At 34.1% G+C, this 18,242-nt stretch carries 18 protein-coding genes; 2 read left to right on the top strand and 16 right to left on the bottom strand.

Translation table 11 applies throughout. The features are described from left to right. Positions 1 to 53: 53 nt before the first annotated feature. The 3 genes from HMPREF0631_RS06180 to hemC are packed head-to-tail and all read right to left on the bottom strand — an operon-like array spanning position 54 to position 2,995. A complete protein-coding gene (locus tag HMPREF0631_RS06180; RefSeq protein WP_004167242.1) occupies positions 54 to 500 on the bottom strand; it encodes a precorrin-2 dehydrogenase/sirohydrochlorin ferrochelatase family protein in 447 nt (148 codons plus the stop codon). Continuing rightward, the gene (gene cobA, locus HMPREF0631_RS06175; protein WP_004167153.1) at positions 500 to 2,068 is read right to left on the bottom strand and encodes a uroporphyrinogen-III C-methyltransferase; all 1,569 of its coding nucleotides are present in this window, start codon (positions 2,066 to 2,068) and stop codon (positions 500 to 502) included. The genes HMPREF0631_RS06180 and cobA overlap by 1 nt, the downstream gene beginning before the upstream one ends. A gap of 3 nt (positions 2,069 to 2,071) precedes the next feature. After that, positions 2,072 to 2,995, bottom strand: coding sequence for a hydroxymethylbilane synthase (gene hemC, locus HMPREF0631_RS06170; RefSeq protein ID WP_004167245.1), 924 nt, complete (start codon positions 2,993 to 2,995; stop codon positions 2,072 to 2,074). Between the two features lie 267 nt (positions 2,996 to 3,262). On the opposite strand from hemC, the gene HMPREF0631_RS06165 reads away from it, so the two are divergent. Beyond that, positions 3,263 to 4,000, top strand: a complete 738-nt coding sequence (locus HMPREF0631_RS06165; RefSeq protein WP_004167226.1) for a TIGR01906 family membrane protein — start codon at positions 3,263 to 3,265, stop codon at positions 3,998 to 4,000. Next, positions 3,951 to 4,706, top strand: a complete 756-nt coding sequence (locus HMPREF0631_RS06160; RefSeq protein ID WP_004167201.1) for a formate/nitrite transporter family protein — start codon at positions 3,951 to 3,953, stop codon at positions 4,704 to 4,706. Before HMPREF0631_RS06165 ends, HMPREF0631_RS06160 begins: the two co-directional genes overlap by 50 nt. 394 nt (positions 4,707 to 5,100) lie before the next feature. On the opposite strand, the gene HMPREF0631_RS10190 is transcribed toward HMPREF0631_RS06160, so the two are convergent. The 13 genes from HMPREF0631_RS10190 to HMPREF0631_RS06100 all read right to left on the bottom strand — a co-directional run bounded on the left by HMPREF0631_RS10190 (position 5,101) and on the right by HMPREF0631_RS06100 (position 18,239). After that, on the bottom strand, positions 5,101 to 6,045 hold the full coding sequence (locus HMPREF0631_RS10190) for an FtsX-like permease family protein (protein WP_242821665.1): 945 nt from the start codon (positions 6,043 to 6,045) through the stop codon (positions 5,101 to 5,103). Continuing rightward, positions 6,032 to 7,594, bottom strand: coding sequence for an ABC transporter permease (locus HMPREF0631_RS10185; protein WP_004167240.1), 1,563 nt, complete (start codon positions 7,592 to 7,594; stop codon positions 6,032 to 6,034). Before HMPREF0631_RS10185 ends, HMPREF0631_RS10190 begins: the two co-directional genes overlap by 14 nt. Positions 7,595 to 7,606: 12 nt before the next feature. After that, positions 7,607 to 8,560: a radical SAM/SPASM domain-containing protein gene (locus HMPREF0631_RS06150; protein ID WP_242821666.1), complete on the bottom strand. Its 954-nt coding sequence runs from the start codon at positions 8,558 to 8,560 to the stop codon at positions 7,607 to 7,609. Positions 8,561 to 9,295: 735 nt separating this feature from the next. After that, positions 9,296 to 10,270: a sulfite reductase subunit C gene (gene asrC / locus HMPREF0631_RS06145; protein WP_002846204.1), complete on the bottom strand. Its 975-nt coding sequence runs from the start codon at positions 10,268 to 10,270 to the stop codon at positions 9,296 to 9,298. Between the two features lie 11 nt (positions 10,271 to 10,281). Beyond that, positions 10,282 to 11,082 (bottom strand): anaerobic sulfite reductase subunit AsrB, encoded by an 801-nt coding sequence (gene asrB, locus HMPREF0631_RS06140; RefSeq protein WP_004167178.1) that lies wholly within the window; start codon positions 11,080 to 11,082, stop codon positions 10,282 to 10,284. Between the two features lie 15 nt (positions 11,083 to 11,097). Then, positions 11,098 to 12,102, bottom strand: a complete 1,005-nt coding sequence (gene asrA, locus HMPREF0631_RS06135) for an anaerobic sulfite reductase subunit AsrA (protein WP_004167255.1) — start codon at positions 12,100 to 12,102, stop codon at positions 11,098 to 11,100. A 241-nt stretch (positions 12,103 to 12,343) separates the two neighbouring features. Continuing rightward, positions 12,344 to 13,450, bottom strand: a complete 1,107-nt coding sequence (locus HMPREF0631_RS06130; protein WP_004167163.1) for a metal ABC transporter permease — start codon at positions 13,448 to 13,450, stop codon at positions 12,344 to 12,346. Next, positions 13,450 to 14,322 carry a metal ABC transporter permease gene (locus tag HMPREF0631_RS06125; RefSeq protein WP_002846197.1) on the bottom strand — a complete coding sequence of 291 codons (873 nt, stop codon included), beginning with the start codon at positions 14,320 to 14,322 and terminating at the stop codon, positions 13,450 to 13,452. Before HMPREF0631_RS06125 ends, HMPREF0631_RS06130 begins: the two co-directional genes overlap by 1 nt. Further along, positions 14,323 to 15,063 carry a metal ABC transporter ATP-binding protein gene (locus HMPREF0631_RS06120; RefSeq protein ID WP_004167215.1) on the bottom strand — a complete coding sequence of 247 codons (741 nt, stop codon included), beginning with the start codon at positions 15,061 to 15,063 and terminating at the stop codon, positions 14,323 to 14,325. A gap of 173 nt (positions 15,064 to 15,236) precedes the next feature. Beyond that, entirely contained in the window at positions 15,237 to 16,175 is a 939-nt protein-coding gene (locus HMPREF0631_RS06115; protein WP_002846195.1) for a metal ABC transporter solute-binding protein, Zn/Mn family, read from the bottom strand. A gap of 89 nt (positions 16,176 to 16,264) precedes the next feature. Beyond that, on the bottom strand, positions 16,265 to 16,723 hold the full coding sequence (locus HMPREF0631_RS06110) for a flavodoxin domain-containing protein (RefSeq protein WP_004167189.1): 459 nt from the start codon (positions 16,721 to 16,723) through the stop codon (positions 16,265 to 16,267). A gap of 13 nt (positions 16,724 to 16,736) precedes the next feature. Further along, positions 16,737 to 17,444, bottom strand: a complete 708-nt coding sequence (locus tag HMPREF0631_RS06105) for a cobalt-factor II C(20)-methyltransferase (protein WP_004167158.1) — start codon at positions 17,442 to 17,444, stop codon at positions 16,737 to 16,739. Positions 17,445 to 17,447: 3 nt separating this feature from the next. Beyond that, positions 17,448 to 18,239, bottom strand: a complete 792-nt coding sequence (locus HMPREF0631_RS06100; RefSeq protein ID WP_002846190.1) for a sirohydrochlorin cobaltochelatase — start codon at positions 18,237 to 18,239, stop codon at positions 17,448 to 17,450. Positions 18,240 to 18,242: the final 3 nt, after the last annotated feature.

Genomic DNA, 18,242 nt, shown 5'->3' with positions numbered 1-18,242 from the left:
TTATCGCTAGTCTTTTAATTAATCATGACCTCACTTTTGTTATTGAACTAGTCTTATAATAGGTCTTGGATCTTATTTCTAACCTTCTTGGTCAGACTGCAGTCCTTGCCAAAAGTAGATACTGACACAATTACATCCATACCATCTACTTCTTTTACAAAGTTCCCCGTATTAATAAAACTGGACCTACGAGAAGTATCTAAATTATTAACCAAAATCTTCTTCTCCCTACAGTATTCTGTTATCTGGCTATTTAAGTCCTTGTCGTCAGTTGCTGCATATACCATATCAACACCATCTAGATCCTTAAATTCAAACTCCTTAGAAGACAGGTCATATTCATAGCTATCTTGGTAAAAATTGTCGTGGAATTTTTTGGCTATGACCCTAGCCTTTTTATTGTAGTTTCTGAGATAGGATGCCTTTCTATAGGCTATCTTACCTCCTCCTACAATTATTATATTCATATCTTCAATGTCAATCATCAATGGGTAAAACACTACTTATCCTCCTTGTTTATATCTTCTTCTATAAGGTCAAGAATCCTATCTATGCTTGGTTCGTCTGATACTATAGTCGGCTCATATCCCATATCAAGCATAGCTCTTGCTGTAGTTTTACCAATAGCTACTGACTTTATATCTGACAGTCTTTGACCCAGGCTATCGTCCTTATCTTCTTTTACTAAATCACTTATAGAATAAAAGCTAGAAGGACTAGCAAAGACCATATAATCTATCCTTGTGCTGGCTATCTTGTCTTCAATCATCTGGTAATGGTCTATGTTGGGTTTGTTTGTATACACCTCCAGAACATCTAGTTTTATACGATGTTTTTTTAGGCCTTCCTTAAGACTTTCACCCGACAAGTTAGACCCTGCCAAAATAACTTTTTTTATCTTCTTGGCAGTTCTCCTAGTTTCGCCTGTCAATAACATATGTTCGTAGTAACCAGCTATGGCTTCTGAAAGAGATCCACCATTCGACTCAAATGTCAAAATATCGGGCTGGACACCATAAGACATGAGTTCATCTAGGGTACCATGTCCCAGACAGGCTATCTTAATACTTGCTAGGCTCCTGATATCCAAGTATGAGTCCTTCATTGCCTGCATAAAATACTTAACGCCATTTGGACTTGTAAATGCTAGGCAATCATATCCATCAAATATAGGTTTTTCGGCGTCAGGATATAGGTCCACGTGACTAGGCTCAATCTTTATACTTGGTATAATTAGGGTTCTTGCCCCTCTTTCTTCTATCTTTGGTAACCACTTTAGGGCTTGCCTTGTATCCCTAGTCAAGGCTATTGTCTTTGAATGTAGGGGTCTATCCTCTATATATGAGAGTTTTTCCCTTAAATTTACAACATCACCAACAACGAACAAGGCTGGAGGTCTTATCCCTTCCTTTTCTACTGTTTCTGCAGCCCTAGCTAAATCAGTAACGTAGGTCTTTTGATCGTACCATGTAGCCCACGATACAAAGGCTGCTGGTGTATTTGAATCCCTGCCATTAGACACTAGCCCGTCGACAATAGTAACTATATTAGCAACACCCATCAAGAAAACAAGTGTACCTTTAGCTCTTGCAAGTAGTTCCCAGTCAACATCTACATCTGTAGAGTTTTTACCATTTCCAGTTATAACGTGAAAGGCCGATGACATATTTCTACTTGTAACAGGTATACCAGCGTATGCAAGTCCACCTATGGCGGAGGTAACGCCTGGAACAAGTTCAAAGTCCACTCCAGCATCAACTAGGGCCTCTATCTCCTCTGACCCTCTTCCAAATACATAGGGATCTCCACCCTTTAACCTGACTACATCCATATTTTTTTGACCAAGCTCTACAAGGACTTGGTTTATCTCTTCTTGTTTCATAGTATGCTTGTGCGGTTGCTTGCCGACATATATCATCTGACATCCATCTTTAGCATAAAGGAGGATATTTTCATCAACCAACCTATCATATACTATTGCATCTGCCTTCTTAATAGCATCCATGCCCTTAACACTTATCAGTCCCTTATCTCCAGGTCCTGCCCCGACTATATATACCTTAGCCATTTATTACCTCTTCTTTTCCTCAAATTCTCTTAATATCTTGTCAGCTAGTTCTCTCCCAATCCTTTGAGCATCCTCTAGAGGTCCCTCTAGGCTTGAGCTTATTATAAGTTTACAATCCTCACTACCATAAATACCCTTTAAACAGAGTTTGCCCTCATTTACTTGAGCCAAGGCACCAACCGGCATATGACAGCCTCCATTTATAGTTGCCAAATACGTTCTTTCTGCCTCTACACATACATTTGCAATATCATCAGATATAGCTTCAAATATATTCACAAGCTCTTGATTTCCTTCTTTTATCTCAATTGCCAAGGCTCCCTGACCTACTGCTGGTATCATGCTACCCTCATCTAAGACATATGAATTTATCCAGTCCATCTTGAGCCTATTTACACCTGCTGCAGCAAGTACTATTGCATCATAAGACTCTTTTTCCATCTTTTCTAGTCTAGTATCTATATTCCCCCTTATAAGGTCTATCTTTAAATTGGGGTTAATATTTAGTAGCTGGGCACTTCTTCTCTTACTGCCCGTACCTATTCTCATGCCATCATTTTCTTTAAGCCACTTTATTGGGTCGTCAATCTTCTTAAACTTGCTGTTAAGTATCAAGAGGTCTCTAGGATCTTCTCTTTGAATGGTCTTTGTAAGTACCAATCCCTCTCCTAGCTCGCTTGGCATATCCTTTAAGCTATGTATAGCAAAATCTATCTCACCCTCTATCAATTGTCTCTCTATTTCTTGGGTAAATATTCCCTTGTCTCCTATCTTGTCTAGGCTCTTATCTAAAATACGGTCCCCCTTAGTAGATATTATCTTTATATCTACGTCAATATTCTCAAAATTACTCTTTATAGCGTCAACCACTATCTTCGTTTGAGTGACCGCTAGTTTACTCCCTCTCGTTCCTACTATTAACTTCAATTCATGTCCTCCAATACTAAGTAGACAAATAATTAATTTCATCTTATTTTTCTATAAAATACAAAAAAATAATCATATATCACCTAATAAAGTATAGCATTTATAAGGCATTTAGTCTATAATATGGACTGAAGATAAAGATATGGAGACAAATAAAATGCTAGAAAAAAATAATAATATTTTTGTACTGGACAAACTGTAATAGTCTTTTTACACTAGACAAGCTATAATAATCTGTAATTATATTATTTAAAGAATGAGGTAACTATGAATAAAATTATAAACGATAAAAAAAATAAAAAAACATTCCTAGATAAATTGAGTGTGCTAACAGTACACTCAATTCCTATATTTATAATACTTACAAGTATATTGTTCGTCTTTTCTTTCAAGCCCCTTTACTATTTTGATATAGACCATCTTGACCTGGTCAGGGTGACAGGCTATTCAAAAGAACTCATAGCAAGGAATTATAACTACGTTGTAGACTACTGTTTAAGCCCTATAAACACTAATTTTAACCTGCCTGACCTACCATCATCCAACAATGGTATCACTCATTTCAAGGATGTAAAAAAACTGCTGCAAAATCTTATAAAAATTAACTTTCTCTTTTTATTTACATCAATTTATGGTATAATTTACACGATAAAGAAGGAAAAATACGAATATTTCAAGCTAGTTTCAGTAAATATATTTCTTGTCCCCGTCTTGCTGAGTATACCTTTTGCCCTTAACTTTTATAAGAGTTTTGAGGTTTTTCACAAGATATTCTTTAGAAATGACTATTGGTTATTTGATAGCACATATGACCCAATAATAAGCATCTTGCCAGAAGAATTCTTTTTTCACTCTGCAGTTTTTATATTGGTTATACTGATCCTATTTAGCCTTGTATTCTACCTTTTTTCTCAAAAATTAAAAGATAGTTTGTATGTAAAGAAAGGATCTAATAATGAACGAGACAATAGAAATACTATCACAGGCAGCAAGCCAAAAAGTTAAAATAATAAGGAAAAATCCTTCAAAATATTGGGTATCATCTATTTTTGCTGGTGCGTTAATAGGACTGGGTGTCCTAGTATCATTTACAGTGGGTGCTATTTTAACATCTGCACATAGTCCAGGTGCAAAGCTACTTCCCGCACTTTCATTTTCCGTAGCCTTGTCACTGGTTATATTTTTAGGTACGGAGTTATTTACAGGCAATAATATGATAATGACTATAGGCAGATTAAATAGAAGCGTCACTACAAGCCAATTGTCTTCAGTTTGGCTTAGGTCTTGGGTTGGAAATTTAATAGGATCTATAATTCTTTCGGGAGTATTTATAGGAACTGGCCTAATCAAGGGACCTATTCAGGATTTCTACTCAGCAGCTGCACTTGCAAAGGTGAGTCTTAGTCCACTGGAACTTGTTACAAGAGGAATCTTCTGTAACTTCCTAGTGTGTCTTGCTATTTTAACATGTAATAGGACAAAAAATGATGCTGCAAAACTTATAATAATCATAATGTGTATTTATGCCTTTATGACTAGTGGTTTCGAACATAGTATAGCAGATATGACTGTGTTCGCTATAGCAATAATGTCTAAGTCAATAACAAGCATAAGTATTGGACAGGCTGCATATGCCCTATTCTTTATAACTATAGGTAATATTATTGGTGGCAGTTTGTTAGTTGGATGGGTTGCAAATAAAATTAAATAAATATAGGACAAGTTCCTAAAAAATTCATACAATCGAGTAGGTAGGACTTGAGTGTATGTGATTTTTTCTGTAAATTAGCCTTCTATGGCTAATCTGCCGATTAGGCAGTTAAAAAATAAATATTTGATTATTGGGAAGGCTGGTGAAAATCCAACTTCCCTTTAATTTATAATATTACTTAATTTTTTGCATGTCAATAAAAACTGCTATAAAGTCAGTTTTAAATCTAGTAACTTATGCGTTCTTCGAACATGATTGATAGCTCTCCGAATATAGAACCCCAATTTCTAACAGGGTGAGTCTATTTTTTTTATTTTTACGATATTTGACATAATTTCCTCCTATTTTTAGTTTAATATATTAAATTATCTGTGCACAATATTTAATATCGTATTTACTTTACTTTAATAGAATTTATTATCTTATTTATAAATGAATATGCAATAATCCCCGAAAAAATAACTAGCATAACATATAAAATTATATTTTTGGAAGGTACCATAAATGACATACTAGTATTTAACCCCTTTAGTATTGCTCTATCTTTCCAAAATTTATAAAACCTAAATGCATCAAATGTACTATACAAAATACCGACTAATACTCCTGGAATTGTTAATACTAATATTTCACATATATATATTTTCTTTATCTTCTTTCTTTTTCCTCCTAATGCATTAAATATGCTATAAACATTATAATTTCTTATAAAACTTACAATCAAACCTATAATAATATTTACACTAGACATTAATAATAGGAAATATGATATTGTAATTTTTCTTACTTTAAAGCTATCCACTAGCTTATTGGCTTCATTGAACGCCTCACTTTGTGTTTTTATTCCCATATAAGGATTTCTATTACCAATTTTTTTCTCTATTTCACTCTTTACAGTATCTACACTTTTTTTATTACTTAAAGAAATATATATATTATCAGTCGTATTTCTTCCCACTAGTTTGTCAAAATCTGTATCTGAAAATATTATATCTGGTATTGTTTGTTCCGTATTCGAGTATATATACCACTGTTTACTTAAGAATCCGGCTATTTTTACTTTATGATCTTTAAACTTCATATCACCATTTTTCTCATAATATGGCAGAGATACCTCTATAATATCACCTTGTTTTAAACCTTTTATAACGTCTTGATTTTTATGGTCTATTATAGAATAGAATTGATTATAAATTAGTACATTCGGTATATCGTTTCCAGATTTTATTTTTATATTATCCTTTATAAATTTATTATCAACCAAAAATTTTCCCATCGCATTATTATCAAAAGATAATACATTAAAACGTAGTCCTTTTGTTTCATTATCCTTTATCATCTGTTGTTGTATATTTCGTAGTTAATTGACTAGTATTTAGATATTCATATCCATCTTCATGTTGAACCTTATAAATTTCTTTTATTCCATTTAAGGAAGATAGATTGTTTATTTTACATTCTTCAAGAGCTACTATATCTTTTTTTACATTAAGATCTCTATATATATTTAAATCTACTTTTTCATAAAAAGCCAATTCATTATTAGTAACTCCCGCAGGAACATTATTATTATAATAATTAACTAGATACATATGTCCTGAAAAAGCTAATATTATTGTATTCGATATGACAAATAACTTTTCACTTAATATATTATTTATTAAAATTTTATTCTCTAGCTTTTTAATATTAAATTCTTTAATAAATCTACTAGAATAATCTTTACTTATATTGTATTGTTCTATTGGAGTTTTAGAAAATATTCCTTTACACGAATATATTGTTGTAGCTAAATATATTATAAAAAGTGGATATATAACTTTAATAAATAACTTTATATCTAATAATAAATTTGCTTTTCTTGGATTTATCAAAGAGCCAGTAAAGTCAAATTCGTTAATTAAAATTTTGCTCATAAATATACTCACTATATAAGCTAGAAAACATGATACTAAATATACTATAAGGCTTTTTAATATTTCTATTAATATTGTTTTTTTCTTTGAGCACCCTAGTAATCGAATTAAACCTTGTCTTCTAGATGCCTCTATTGAGTTTAAAATAGAGATATTCAATATAATGATTCCTGCAATTAATATTGTAACTTTATCTGTATTAGTAAAAGTCGAAGATGTTGCTATTTGCTCATTTAAATCATTATACATACTATTTGGCACAATATGATCACTACTTGAATTTATATTATAACTTAACTCCGCAGATTTACTAATTGGATTAACTCCTGGTTTATATATTATTGTACCGTTATAACTCAAATTTTCATTATTTATTATTTTATTAAACTCATTATTACTACTTATAAATATATCTTGATATTTGTATAAATTTTCTATTATGCTCGGATAAACATAATCACCTACTACTTTAGATTTTATACTATAATTTACATATTCTTTTTTTCCTTCTTTAGATTCAATTATTTTGTTTCCTCTAATGTTTATTACTTCATTTAGTTTAATATTATATTTTTGTAGTATACTTTTTTCTAATATAATCTCATTTTGATTAATAGGCATTCTACCATCTTCTAGTCTAAGATTAAAATTTTCAAAGTATTCCTCGTTAAATTCTAGTATATTTTCTGAAATTCTATTTTTTATATAGGCATTACCATAGCTTTTAGTTATACTCATTGATTTTATACTTTTTTCATCTTTTATTAATTTTAATTGTGATTTATTTACATCAAAAAACTCGGCTTGCGCTTTGGTTGTGTTATTTTCTATAATTTTTTTAACATAAGAAGATTGACTATATTGAGCAGTCAAACTAGAAAAAACAACACATATCATAAAAGATATAATTACTATAGTTGGCAAACTATCTTTATAATTTTTTAAAATAGAATTAAAAATTAGTTTTCTCACGACTACTTCCTCCTATATAAAAAGTTTTTCAATTCTTTCTTTCATAACATTACACAATTCGTTAATATCATGATTTTTTCTAGCTATTATAAAGTCCGCTGGGCAAGTCCAACAAAATATTTTGTTACTACATATTTTACACTTGCTATTTGAAAAAAAACTATCAATATTAAAAAAACTATTTTTCATATTGTTCATTTTATCTAGGAGATTCTTAAATGTAAAATTAACATCTACTATATCACCTATTTGAAAATCTTCAATTTTTAACGAAGGACACGGATAAATTTTACCATCATGATTAATATAGATCTTATTATTATATGCATTACATGCTCTGATATTCAATTGTTTCTTATCACTTATTCCTGATGTTAATAAGTAGTTAGCAACTGGATAACCCGAAAAATCTTTTTTCCTAAAATATTCTTTGTTATCTTTAGCTCTTCCAACATTACATAACATTCTGAAAATATACTCAGTTTTTAAATCTTTATTGAACTTAATAAATTTTTCCATTTCTTTTTTATTATTTTCCAACAATACCATAGAAGTCTTAATATTAGTAAAACCTCTATCTTGAAGTAACTTAATTCCATTTAATATTTTTTCAAAAACGCCCTTTCCTCTAATTTTTTTTGTCATTTCTTCACTGTATCCATCGATACTTATATTTACTATATCTATATTCCTGATAATAGAATCCACATATTTATCAATTAAAGTGCCATTTGTTGATAAAATTATTCTAGTTCCTACTAACTTATTTCTAGCATATTCTAAGATTTTTTCTATTTCATCAACCATAAGAGGTTCGCCTCCAGTCAACACAAGTTGTTCTAAATTTGAATCTGATAATTTATCTAGAACTTCATAAATTTTACTACTAGACAATTTTTGTTTATTATTGTTATCGCATCTACTTGAGCAATGTATGCAGTTAAGATTACATTTGTTTGTTAGCATAAAATCAACATATTTTATATTATTTTTATAAATACTTGGTTTATCTTCCTTAAAATATTTATTTTCTATTTCTTTAATAAACGATATGATATATTCTTGACTTGCAGTATCGTACTCCTGTAAATCGCAAGAAATTTTTTGCATATCAATTTTTAGAGGCGAATCCTGTGTTAAAATATAAGTTGCTTAACAAATTCTACAGGAGGATCACAATGAATCAACTTAATTTTAACACAAAAAAGAGAAACTTTAAACACTTAAGTGAATATGAAAGGGGAGAAATTTCTTAGTTGTCAATACATATGTTACACTTACGAGAAAGTTTTTTGCCTAATTTACTTACATAAGTTACGTTTGCCTTTTGGACTTCGTGACTTTGAGCCCACTTATCCATTATACAAGCCTTGGTATTAGGTTTCTGTACGTCAGGCTACGATTTTGCTATTGCTTCTTCTCGCCATCACCTCACGGTGATAACCTTGCAAGTTGCTATGAGGTTCGTCGGCAACTACGCCCTACGTGGACTTTCACCACAGACTGACGGCATGCCCGTCATACTCAAAAAAGGAAGGCCAGGTCTTTTTTCCCAGCCTTCCTTTTTAGTACATTGATCTCTTGATTTTAAAACATATCTGATTATAAAATATAGCTACTTGTAGAATATAGAATTCGGTACACTAATACCTCCACCTATAAACTTATATAGTATAACATATTTAAATAGGTATTACTACTCTATCTGTTGTATACGGGTCCTGTCCAGTATATATTCTTACTTTCTATACACTCATCTGGTAGGTATACATCTTTAAGTGCCCACTTTCTAAATTCTTGAAATCCTGTCCTATCAACTATATATCCTATATGCTCTTTACCACCTGGAGCCTTTGGATCTATATATTCTTTTACATAGTCATAAGTATTTTCTATGATTTTCACTATGGAGTCTTCATCAACCCACCTTAGCCAGTCTTCAGCCAATCTTGGATTTTTCTTACCTGTCCTTCCCATGATCATCAACTTGTAGTACTTCTTAGGACTTCTTGTCCAAGCACCCATCGGACAATTTAGGACACATTCACCACAACCGATACATTTTTCCTCGTCCCTAACGATCTTGTTGTTTTCACACTTTAGGGCACCTACTGAATAGTTTTTACACTTGTTGACACAGGCCATACAAGTTACACACCTGTTCATGTCATACTCTGGCAGGCAAGTACCAATTATACCAAAGTCGTGCATCCTAGCCTTTATACAGTCGTTTGGACAACCTGTAAGGGCTACCTTAAAATGTAGGTCGTGTGGGAATATAGACTTTTCTATCCTCTTGGCAAACTGAGTAGTATTGTACTGGGCCTTTGGACAGACCTTGTTACCCACGCAGGCAGATATATTTCTAGTACCTGCTGCATCATAACCCTTGTTTCTCTGGCTCTGGTTGATATCTAGCTTTTCTATAACTGGCTGGATCATCTCATTAACCTGAGGCATATCCTCCATCTTTATTCCAAGAATTTCAAATCCCTGTCTTGTAGTTACATGTATCTGACCATCACCATACTTTGAAGATATCTGAGATACTGTGATCAAACTCTCTGGGTCAATTAGTCCACCTGGAACCCTCACTCTAAGAGATGTCATATACTTATGTTTTGTGATTCTAAAAGCATTTTTCATTACTTTTTTTGTATTTAAATCTCTAATCATAGCTCTTCCTCCTAGTCCACTAATGTCTTTGCAAAATCATAGCTAAATACCGGTCCATCAAGACAGACATATGTTGAATCCATCTTACAGTGACCGCACTTACCTATACCGCAGTGCATTCTTCTTTCATATGAAACCCAAATATTTTTTTCGTCCATATTTAACTTTAGGAATTCTCCAACAGAGAACTTCATCATCATTGGTGGGCCTACAACCACTACTGAAGCCTGCTTTACATCTATATTTAATTCTGGTATATACTTAGTTACAAGACCTACATTTCCTGTATATCCCTCATCTGCCCCATCAACTGTCACTAGGATGTCTAATTTCTCTGCCCATCTTTCAAGGTCTTTGGCAAATAATACATCTGCTGGCGACTTAAATCCTACTATCAGCTTGAATGACTTAAATTCTTCCTTATGACCGTATACATACTCTACTATACCCCTTACTGGAGCTAGGGCTGAACCACCTGCAACTATAACTAGGTCTCTTCCCTTGTATTCATTTATATCAAATCCATTTCCATATGGTCCTCTTAAAAGCAACTTGTCGCCTGGCTCATAGCCAAATAGGACACCTGTTACCTTACCCACATTTCTAATAGTAAAGTCTACATAGTTCTCACCTATTCCTGATACTGATATAGGTGACTCACCGTATTTTGGTAGAGATATCTCATAGAACTGACCTGGCTTTACCTTTGACGTATCGGTCTTAGTCCTAAAAGTCCATTCCTTGTCTGTATGTTTAGTTATTTCTAGTATTTCACACGCTACTGGTATATATGGGTTGCTACAATTGCACATAATATCCTCCTAATCCTATAAGTCTTTTTCTTTCATAGCCTTGTTTACTTTTTCTATTGCTTCTGAGAATGATATATACTGTGGACAGGCATCATCACATCTACCACACCCAACGCACATATTATATCCAAATCTCTCCTTGAAATCGTGTATCTTATGCATAGTCTTAAATCTCATCCTCTGACCGTGCTTGTTTCTAAATGCATGACCACCAGCTATGCTAGTATAGCCATCAACCTGACATGATGACCAGACCCTTCTTCTCTCTCCTGCATTTGGGTTTTCCTTGTAGAAGATATCCTGCATAGAAAAACAAGTACAAGTTGGACAGGTAAAATTGCACCTACCACAGGCTATACATCTTGCATCGTATTCATCCCACATCTCATGACCCTGTAGGTATGTAAAGTCTACATTTTCAGGCACATCAATAGAGAACTTATTCTCCCTAACATAATCCACTTCAAAGTCAGTCTGACATCCATCAAATACATTTAGGTCTTCGTCCCTTATATCTAAGAATATCTTTCCATCCCTTATATTCATTCCCATATCATACTTATCTGCCTTGTTTGAATCCATGCTTACACAGAAACAATTTCTAAACGACTCCTGACATCCAACCAATACAAATTTGACCTTGTCCCTATGTCTCTTATAGTAGTAGTCTGGTTCTTCACCATTTTCTAGGTATATCTGGTCTACCCTCTTGACTGCATTTAGGTCACAGGCCCTCAAAAATACAAGGCTCTGTCTATCATCTATAGTAGACTCCTTGAACTCACCTTCTGTAAAGTAAAATAATATCTCATTTATAGGTAGTATAGTCTCCTTCGGCGAAAAATTTGACTTTTCATCCCAAACCATATCTTCGAACTTATTTACAATTGAATACTTTATTAGGTCAGTGTCTGAAAAAGTCCCCCTCTTAGCAAATCTCTTTGGAGCAAATATCCTGTACTTCTTGCTCAATATCTCTAGTCCCTGGTCAAACGACTCATGACTCAACTCTAGCTTCATGCGATTACCCCCTTTGAATAACAGTATTTAAATATGCCTCATATTTTTGCAATTGATATCCTAATTGATAATATAATGTTATCATTTTGTCAATAAAAAAACTGTGATATAAATCACAGTTTCAAATATATATTAAAAAAATGTACAGGTGTTAATCTTGGATAAAGATAGATATGAATATACCCCTACTAATCTTAGGTCAACATAGCTATCAATATACTAGCACTAGTCTTGGATAAACCTAGCTATCCAGTCCATATAGCTCTACAAGATATTCATATCTCTCGTGCCCTATCGTAGTCAAGTCATAGATGCCATCTACAGCCTCGACTAGACCATCTTTTCTAAGCTTGTCAGTAACAATGTCCAATTCCTCATCAGACCAAACCAGGTGTTCCTTGATAGTATCTACCCTATTTTCTTCATTACTACTTCCATCTATAATATGGTTTCCGACATGAACGATAAACATATCCTTTCTTACCTTGACCTTGAGGTTATTTCTATTTATGACCCTTGATACAATACCGTTCTTATTTACCAAAAGGACTAGCATAAATAAAACCATACCAACAACTGCACACATACCAGTCATTGATGCATTTATCTGAATGGATATATAACTACCTATTAGGCATGTGATACTTGCAAATACACAAGAAAGTACCAGCATCTTCTTTAGGTCCTTGGATATCAGGTAGGCTGTGGCAGCAGGTGCTATAAAAAAGGATAGGACCAATATTGAACCTACAGCATCGAAGGCCGCAACAGCAGTTATGGATGTAAGTGTCATAAAACTATAGAAAATCAAGCCTATAGGCATACCTATCAATTTTGCATATTCTTCATCAAAACTACTTGTCTTCAAATACCTGTAAAATGCCACTATAAATCCTAGATTTAGTATAAGGGTCACACCCATCCTTAAAAAGCTTATCGGAATATATAGGCCCCCTATATTTGCAGAATTTAGTGATGCAAATATAACCTCACCCATCAAAACAACGTCTGTATCTATATGGGCATTTCTAGCATACCTAGATATAAGTATGACAGCCAAGGAGAAGAACATAGGGAATACAACACCTATAGCATCACTCCTGTCAACCCTCTTGGACCTTCCGACCAACTCTATAAAGGCCACTGTAATTACTCCAAATACACCAGCACTTATAATCAAAAATGGAGACTCCAAGTCCTTAGTGATAAAAAATGCTAGTACTATTCCCAAAAGTACAGAGTGGGATATGGCATCAGCTATCATAGAAAGGTTTCTTAGGACCAAAAATACCCCTAGCAAACTACAGCTTATAGATGTTATTAGTAATACTGCCTGTGATCCTAGCATTATCTTGTCCTCCTTAATTTTATTGATTTGCTGATAGTTCCATATGGGCCAAACAGCATAGAAAATATAGTTATACTACCCATTGATAGTATAATAGTCGGTCCTGTACTCAATCCACTGTAGATAGATGAAAAATAAGTACCAAGTATTGCAGATAGGCCTCCCACAAGAGAAGCAACTACAAGAACCCTCGAAAACTTTTTAGACCACTGGTTGGCTGCAACACAAGGAAGTATCAAAAAAGAACTTATCAATATTGAACCGACAGCCTTTAATCCTATACCAACGAGACCTATTGTCATAAATAATAGAACCCCTTCTATCAATCTTGTGTTAAGACCTATAGTCTTTGAAAACTCAGTATCAAATGTGAATACAACCAACTGCTTGTAAAACAATATAAATGTAGCTACAACTATTATTGACACCACAACTATCAATTTTATATCTTTTTCCATCATATATGCCGCTTGACCAAATATATAGTTGCCTAATCCTGACTGTGATGCAGCTTGGTACTTGGGATTTCCCTGTATAATCGACTTGAGTACCATACCAAGCCCAAAAAATCCGGACAAAAATATTGCCAAACAAGCATCTAGGCTAACCTTTGAATTTCTCTTTGCGACCTGAATCAAAAAATAACTAAGGGCTCCAGCAAGAACTGCTCCTACAAATAGCATATTTGGATTTCTCGTTTGAAATACCATAAATATGAGCACTATACCCGGAAAAGAAGAGTGGCCTATAGCATCTCCTATCAGAGATTGTCCCTTATATAGGTTTAGTGACCCTACTATAGCAGAAGCTACTGCCAAGAATAGAGTACCTATAGAAATTAACTGAAATGTATACGATCTTAGTATCTCCATCTACTTCCTCCTCGCCATCCACTCAAGAGGACTGATATCCTTAAATATCTCACTACAATTTCCTTGAGCCTTTATAGTTTTGTCAACAACTACCACATTATCAAAATAGTCTAGCAGAGTATTCATATCGTGGTGGACCGCTATAACAGTCTTACCCTCCGCCTTAAATTCTTCAAACTTCTCCATTATGATTTTCTCTGTATTCTTGTCTACACCAGCAAGGGGCTCGTCCATAATATAAATGTCCGCATCCTGGTTTATGGCTCTAGCTATAAATACCCTCTGCTTTTGTCCACCTGACAAGTCAGCTATATGCCTGTTTGCATACTCCTCCATCTTCATATGTCTTAGGGCTGATAGGGCTTCTTCCCTTTCTTTTTTGCCCTGCCTTGAAAATAGGCCCATCTGACCAAATTTACCCATCATGACTACATCTAATACGGATATTGGAAAGTTCCAGTTGACTGTCTCTGTCTGTGGTACATAGGCAACCCTCTGCCTCACCTGAGAATATTCCTTTCCCCAAAACTCAACCTTGCCAGTAAGTGGACTCATTAGACCAAGTATGCCTTTAAGTAGGGTTGACTTACCAGCACCATTTGGACCTATTATAGCCGTCCTAATCCCCTGGACAAAGTCTACATCAACATCCCAAATTACTGGTGTATCATCATAAGCCATTGTCATGTCTTCTACCCTGATGACAGGATTTTCCAATCTAAATCTTTTATTTTTTATCATGCACTTCCTCCTATAAAAAATAGGGGGCTCAAAAAAGACCCCCTTAATAATTCTTATTTAACTTTTTTGCCTTTAGTCTTTAGTAGCTTAAAACTATCTTAAATTTAACTTAGTAGTACATGACCAAACTGAGTATATATAAGTAGGCTTAAACTACCTTCAGTTTTTGTTTATTACTTTAGGTTCTCATTCATTAGTTGAACATTGTGTCTGTACATATCTATAAATGTATCTCCCTTGCTTCCCTTTGGTGCTAGTGAGTCAGAGAATAGCTCCTTGTCTTCACCTGAAACCACCTTTACATCAAATCCTTTTGATTTTACAATTTCCTTTAGCTTATTCATTCTTTCAGGATTTGTGGTAGATTCAGCAAATATAGCCTTGATCTTGTGGTCCACTATAAATTGGGCAGTCTTATCTATATCCTTGTTGGCAAGCTCGGAGTCAGTGCTTACTCCCTGTGGAGCAACTACCTCTATTTTATATGCTCTTGAGAAATAGTTAAAAGCATCATGTGGTGTTACTAGATACCTATTTTCCTTAGGAATCTCGCTCAATAACTTCTTGTTTTCCTCGTTTAACTTGTCAAGTTCAGCCTTATATGCCTCTGCCTTCTTTGAGTACTCATCCTTCTTTTCTGGAACCAACTTACCTAGTTCTTCATTGGCTACATCTACTGCCTTCTTGTAAAGGTCTATATTAAACCAGAAATGAGGGTCCTTTATCTTCTTGCCATCTTCTTCCATAACACCAATTTCATCATCCTTGAAGTTCTTTGTAACAGCTGTACCCTTCTTCTCTAGGGCTTCAACCATCTTACCTTCAAAATGTATACCGTGGTATAGTAGCAAGTCAGATTTTTGAATCTTAGTTAGATCATCAGGTTTAGCTACATATAAATGTGGATCTTCCCCCGCTGGAATTATCATATCTATATTTACAGAATCACCTGCTATCTGTTCTACCATATCTGCCAAAAATGAAGTTGTCACTACTACATTCTTCTTATCCGAACCTGCACTACTTGCTTCCTTCTTAGAACAAGCTGTCGTAAATGCCAATGCAGTCATCAAAACTACTAATGAAAATACCGAAAATACTTTTTTAATCATACCCTTCTCCTTTATAATAAATTCTTTAGGTATATGATATCAGTTATCAATTGTTTTGTAAATAGTTTTTTGATAATAATTATCATTCACTATAAATTTCTATAAAACTCTAGTAGCTTATCAAAATCTTCTTTGTCAGGGTGGCTTATACTAAAACCTCCAATCAACTTAAGAGGACCATATGTGCAATATCCCCTGCACTGGAACTTGCCCTTGAGCTTTATTCCCAATTTGCTGATTTCTTCTTCAAAGTCCTTTATGTAGTCAACTGATTCTAGTCCAGCAGTAGCTATTGTTACCACGTCTTTATTTGCCAAAGAATCCTTGTATAACCTAGCAAAATCGTATATTTCCTTAGCAAGCTTTCCATAATAGACACCTGAAGCAAATATAACCCTGTCATACTGGTCTATATCCAATTCTAATTCTGATACATCTCTATTCTCTCTTAACTCTAATTTGTCGAACTCAACTTCTCCATCCAAAAATTCAACCAATTTAAGTGTATTTAAATGATGGTTGGAAAAATATACTATTAAGGTCTTCATCTAGTTACCTCCCCTATTTTCTTTTCCACTTCTTATTTATCAATATTGTACTAAAATACGGAACCTTCTCAAGCTTTAAAGCTTCACTTATATCTTCGTATACAATCTCATTTTCCATAGATGAATTAGATACCATGATTGCATTTTTACTCAGTTCCTTTTTTACAATCAAGTCTACTACATCTTTAAAATTCTTATATACCTTCATAAGTACCAAACAATCAAAATCATCAACATAGTAAGAGAGCCTGTCAAATTTATCTGTACATGAAACTACAGCCAAAGACTCCCTGTCCATGACAAGAGGAAAATTGTTGCTAGAAGATATGTTGATAAATGAACTAATACCAGGTATAGTCTCAATCTCTATCTTGTTAATCAACCTCTCCAAAAGGTATACATAGGTAGAATACACCATAGGATCTCCTAGGGTTATAAAACCTACATGTAATCCTTCTTTGACATCTATTTCAATTTCTCTTGAAATCATATCCCAAGCCTCAATCTTCTCATCATCATTGTAGTTCATTGGAAAATGTCTTTCTTTTACGATTAAGTCTTCTCTTAAGTAGTCACTCACTATGCCCATGGCTGTACTTTCTCCACCTTTTTTCGCCTGTGGTGTATATAGGACATCCAATTTTTCAAGTGTTCTAACAGCCCTGATAGTCAGTAGATCACTATCACCGGAACCAACTCCTATGCCGTATAATTTGCCCATGACCTATATCTCCTCTTTCAAGTTTCTAAGGAACATATCCTGAACCTCTTCCATCTGGCCTAGACTCTCAAGATGGATTACAACATCAAATCCAGCCCTTGTAAACTTGGTCTTCCAAGAGTCTTCAGAATCTCCTGCCATATCTTTTTTGGCATGGACGCCTGCAACCAAAAGGAATGGTCTGAGATGGACCTTGTGTATACCATCTTTTTTTAACTGGTCAATTACAGTATCTACATCAGGGTAACCCTCAACAGTTCCAACATATACAGGCAGTCCCTTTACCTTGATCCTGTATTCAAGACCCGCATATGATGCATGGGCAACATGCTCTGTGCCATGCCCCATAAGTACAAGGACTTCGCCATCTTCTGGATTGTCTCCTAGGTTTTCCCTAGCCATTTTTTCTATTATGTCTGTTACTTCATCATAATCCTTAGGACTTGAAAGAAGTGGTCTGCCAAGCACTATTTTGTCGAACTTGTCCTTGTAGTACCTGCATATATCCTTGATCTTATCAAATTCTTCACCATTTATAATATGCAGCGATTGAACCAATACTTCATCATAGCCAGCCTGGTATATCTCTTCCATGACCTCATCAGGGAATTTAATTATGGTATTTTCTTTTTCCTTTAATTTCTTTATTATCTTTCTAGAAGTCCATGCCCTAAAAAAATCATGGTCCTTGAACTCTTGTCTTATCTTGTCTTCACATGCCTCTATTGTAAGTTTTCTAGTGTCGGCATATGAAGTGCCAAAACTGACAACCAGTAAAGCCTTTTTGTTTGCCATAAA

This window comes from Peptostreptococcus anaerobius 653-L, assembly GCF_000178095.1.
In the GTDB taxonomy this organism is placed as follows: domain Bacteria; phylum Bacillota; class Clostridia; order Peptostreptococcales; family Peptostreptococcaceae; genus Peptostreptococcus; species Peptostreptococcus anaerobius.
The sequence above is the reverse complement of the archived record's forward strand: the minus strand, read 5'-3'. Positions and strand labels throughout refer to the sequence as shown.

Bases quoted from the DNA above. Each gene is read 5' to 3' on its own strand.
- HMPREF0631_RS06150 (WP_242821666.1), bottom strand. From the start codon at position 8,560: ATGCTAACAAACAAATGTAATCTTAACTGCATACATTGCTCAAGTAGA.
- HMPREF0631_RS06160 (WP_004167201.1), top strand. From the start codon at position 3,951: ATGAACGAGACAATAGAAATACTATCACAGGCAGCAAGCCAAAAAGTT.
- asrA (WP_004167255.1), bottom strand. From the start codon at position 12,102: ATGAAGCTAGAGTTGAGTCATGAGTCGTTTGACCAGGGACTAGAGATA.
- HMPREF0631_RS06105 (WP_004167158.1), bottom strand. From the start codon at position 17,444: ATGGGCAAATTATACGGCATAGGAGTTGGTTCCGGTGATAGTGATCTA.
- HMPREF0631_RS06125 (WP_002846197.1), bottom strand. From the start codon at position 14,322: ATGGAGATACTAAGATCGTATACATTTCAGTTAATTTCTATAGGTACT.
- HMPREF0631_RS06130 (WP_004167163.1), bottom strand. From the start codon at position 13,450: ATGCTAGGATCACAGGCAGTATTACTAATAACATCTATAAGCTGTAGT.
- HMPREF0631_RS06110 (WP_004167189.1), bottom strand. From the start codon at position 16,723: ATGAAGACCTTAATAGTATATTTTTCCAACCATCATTTAAATACACTT.
- HMPREF0631_RS06115 (WP_002846195.1), bottom strand. From the start codon at position 16,175: ATGATTAAAAAAGTATTTTCGGTATTTTCATTAGTAGTTTTGATGACT.
- asrB (WP_004167178.1), bottom strand. From the start codon at position 11,082: ATGTGCAATTGTAGCAACCCATATATACCAGTAGCGTGTGAAATACTA.
- HMPREF0631_RS06120 (WP_004167215.1), bottom strand. From the start codon at position 15,063: ATGATAAAAAATAAAAGATTTAGATTGGAAAATCCTGTCATCAGGGTA.
- HMPREF0631_RS10190 (WP_242821665.1), bottom strand. From the start codon at position 6,045: ATGATAAAGGATAATGAAACAAAAGGACTACGTTTTAATGTATTATCT.
- cobA (WP_004167153.1), bottom strand. From the start codon at position 2,068: ATGGCTAAGGTATATATAGTCGGGGCAGGACCTGGAGATAAGGGACTG.
- asrC (WP_002846204.1), bottom strand. From the start codon at position 10,270: ATGATTAGAGATTTAAATACAAAAAAAGTAATGAAAAATGCTTTTAGA.
- HMPREF0631_RS06165 (WP_004167226.1), top strand. From the start codon at position 3,263: ATGAATAAAATTATAAACGATAAAAAAAATAAAAAAACATTCCTAGAT.
- HMPREF0631_RS06100 (WP_002846190.1), bottom strand. From the start codon at position 18,239: ATGGCAAACAAAAAGGCTTTACTGGTTGTCAGTTTTGGCACTTCATAT.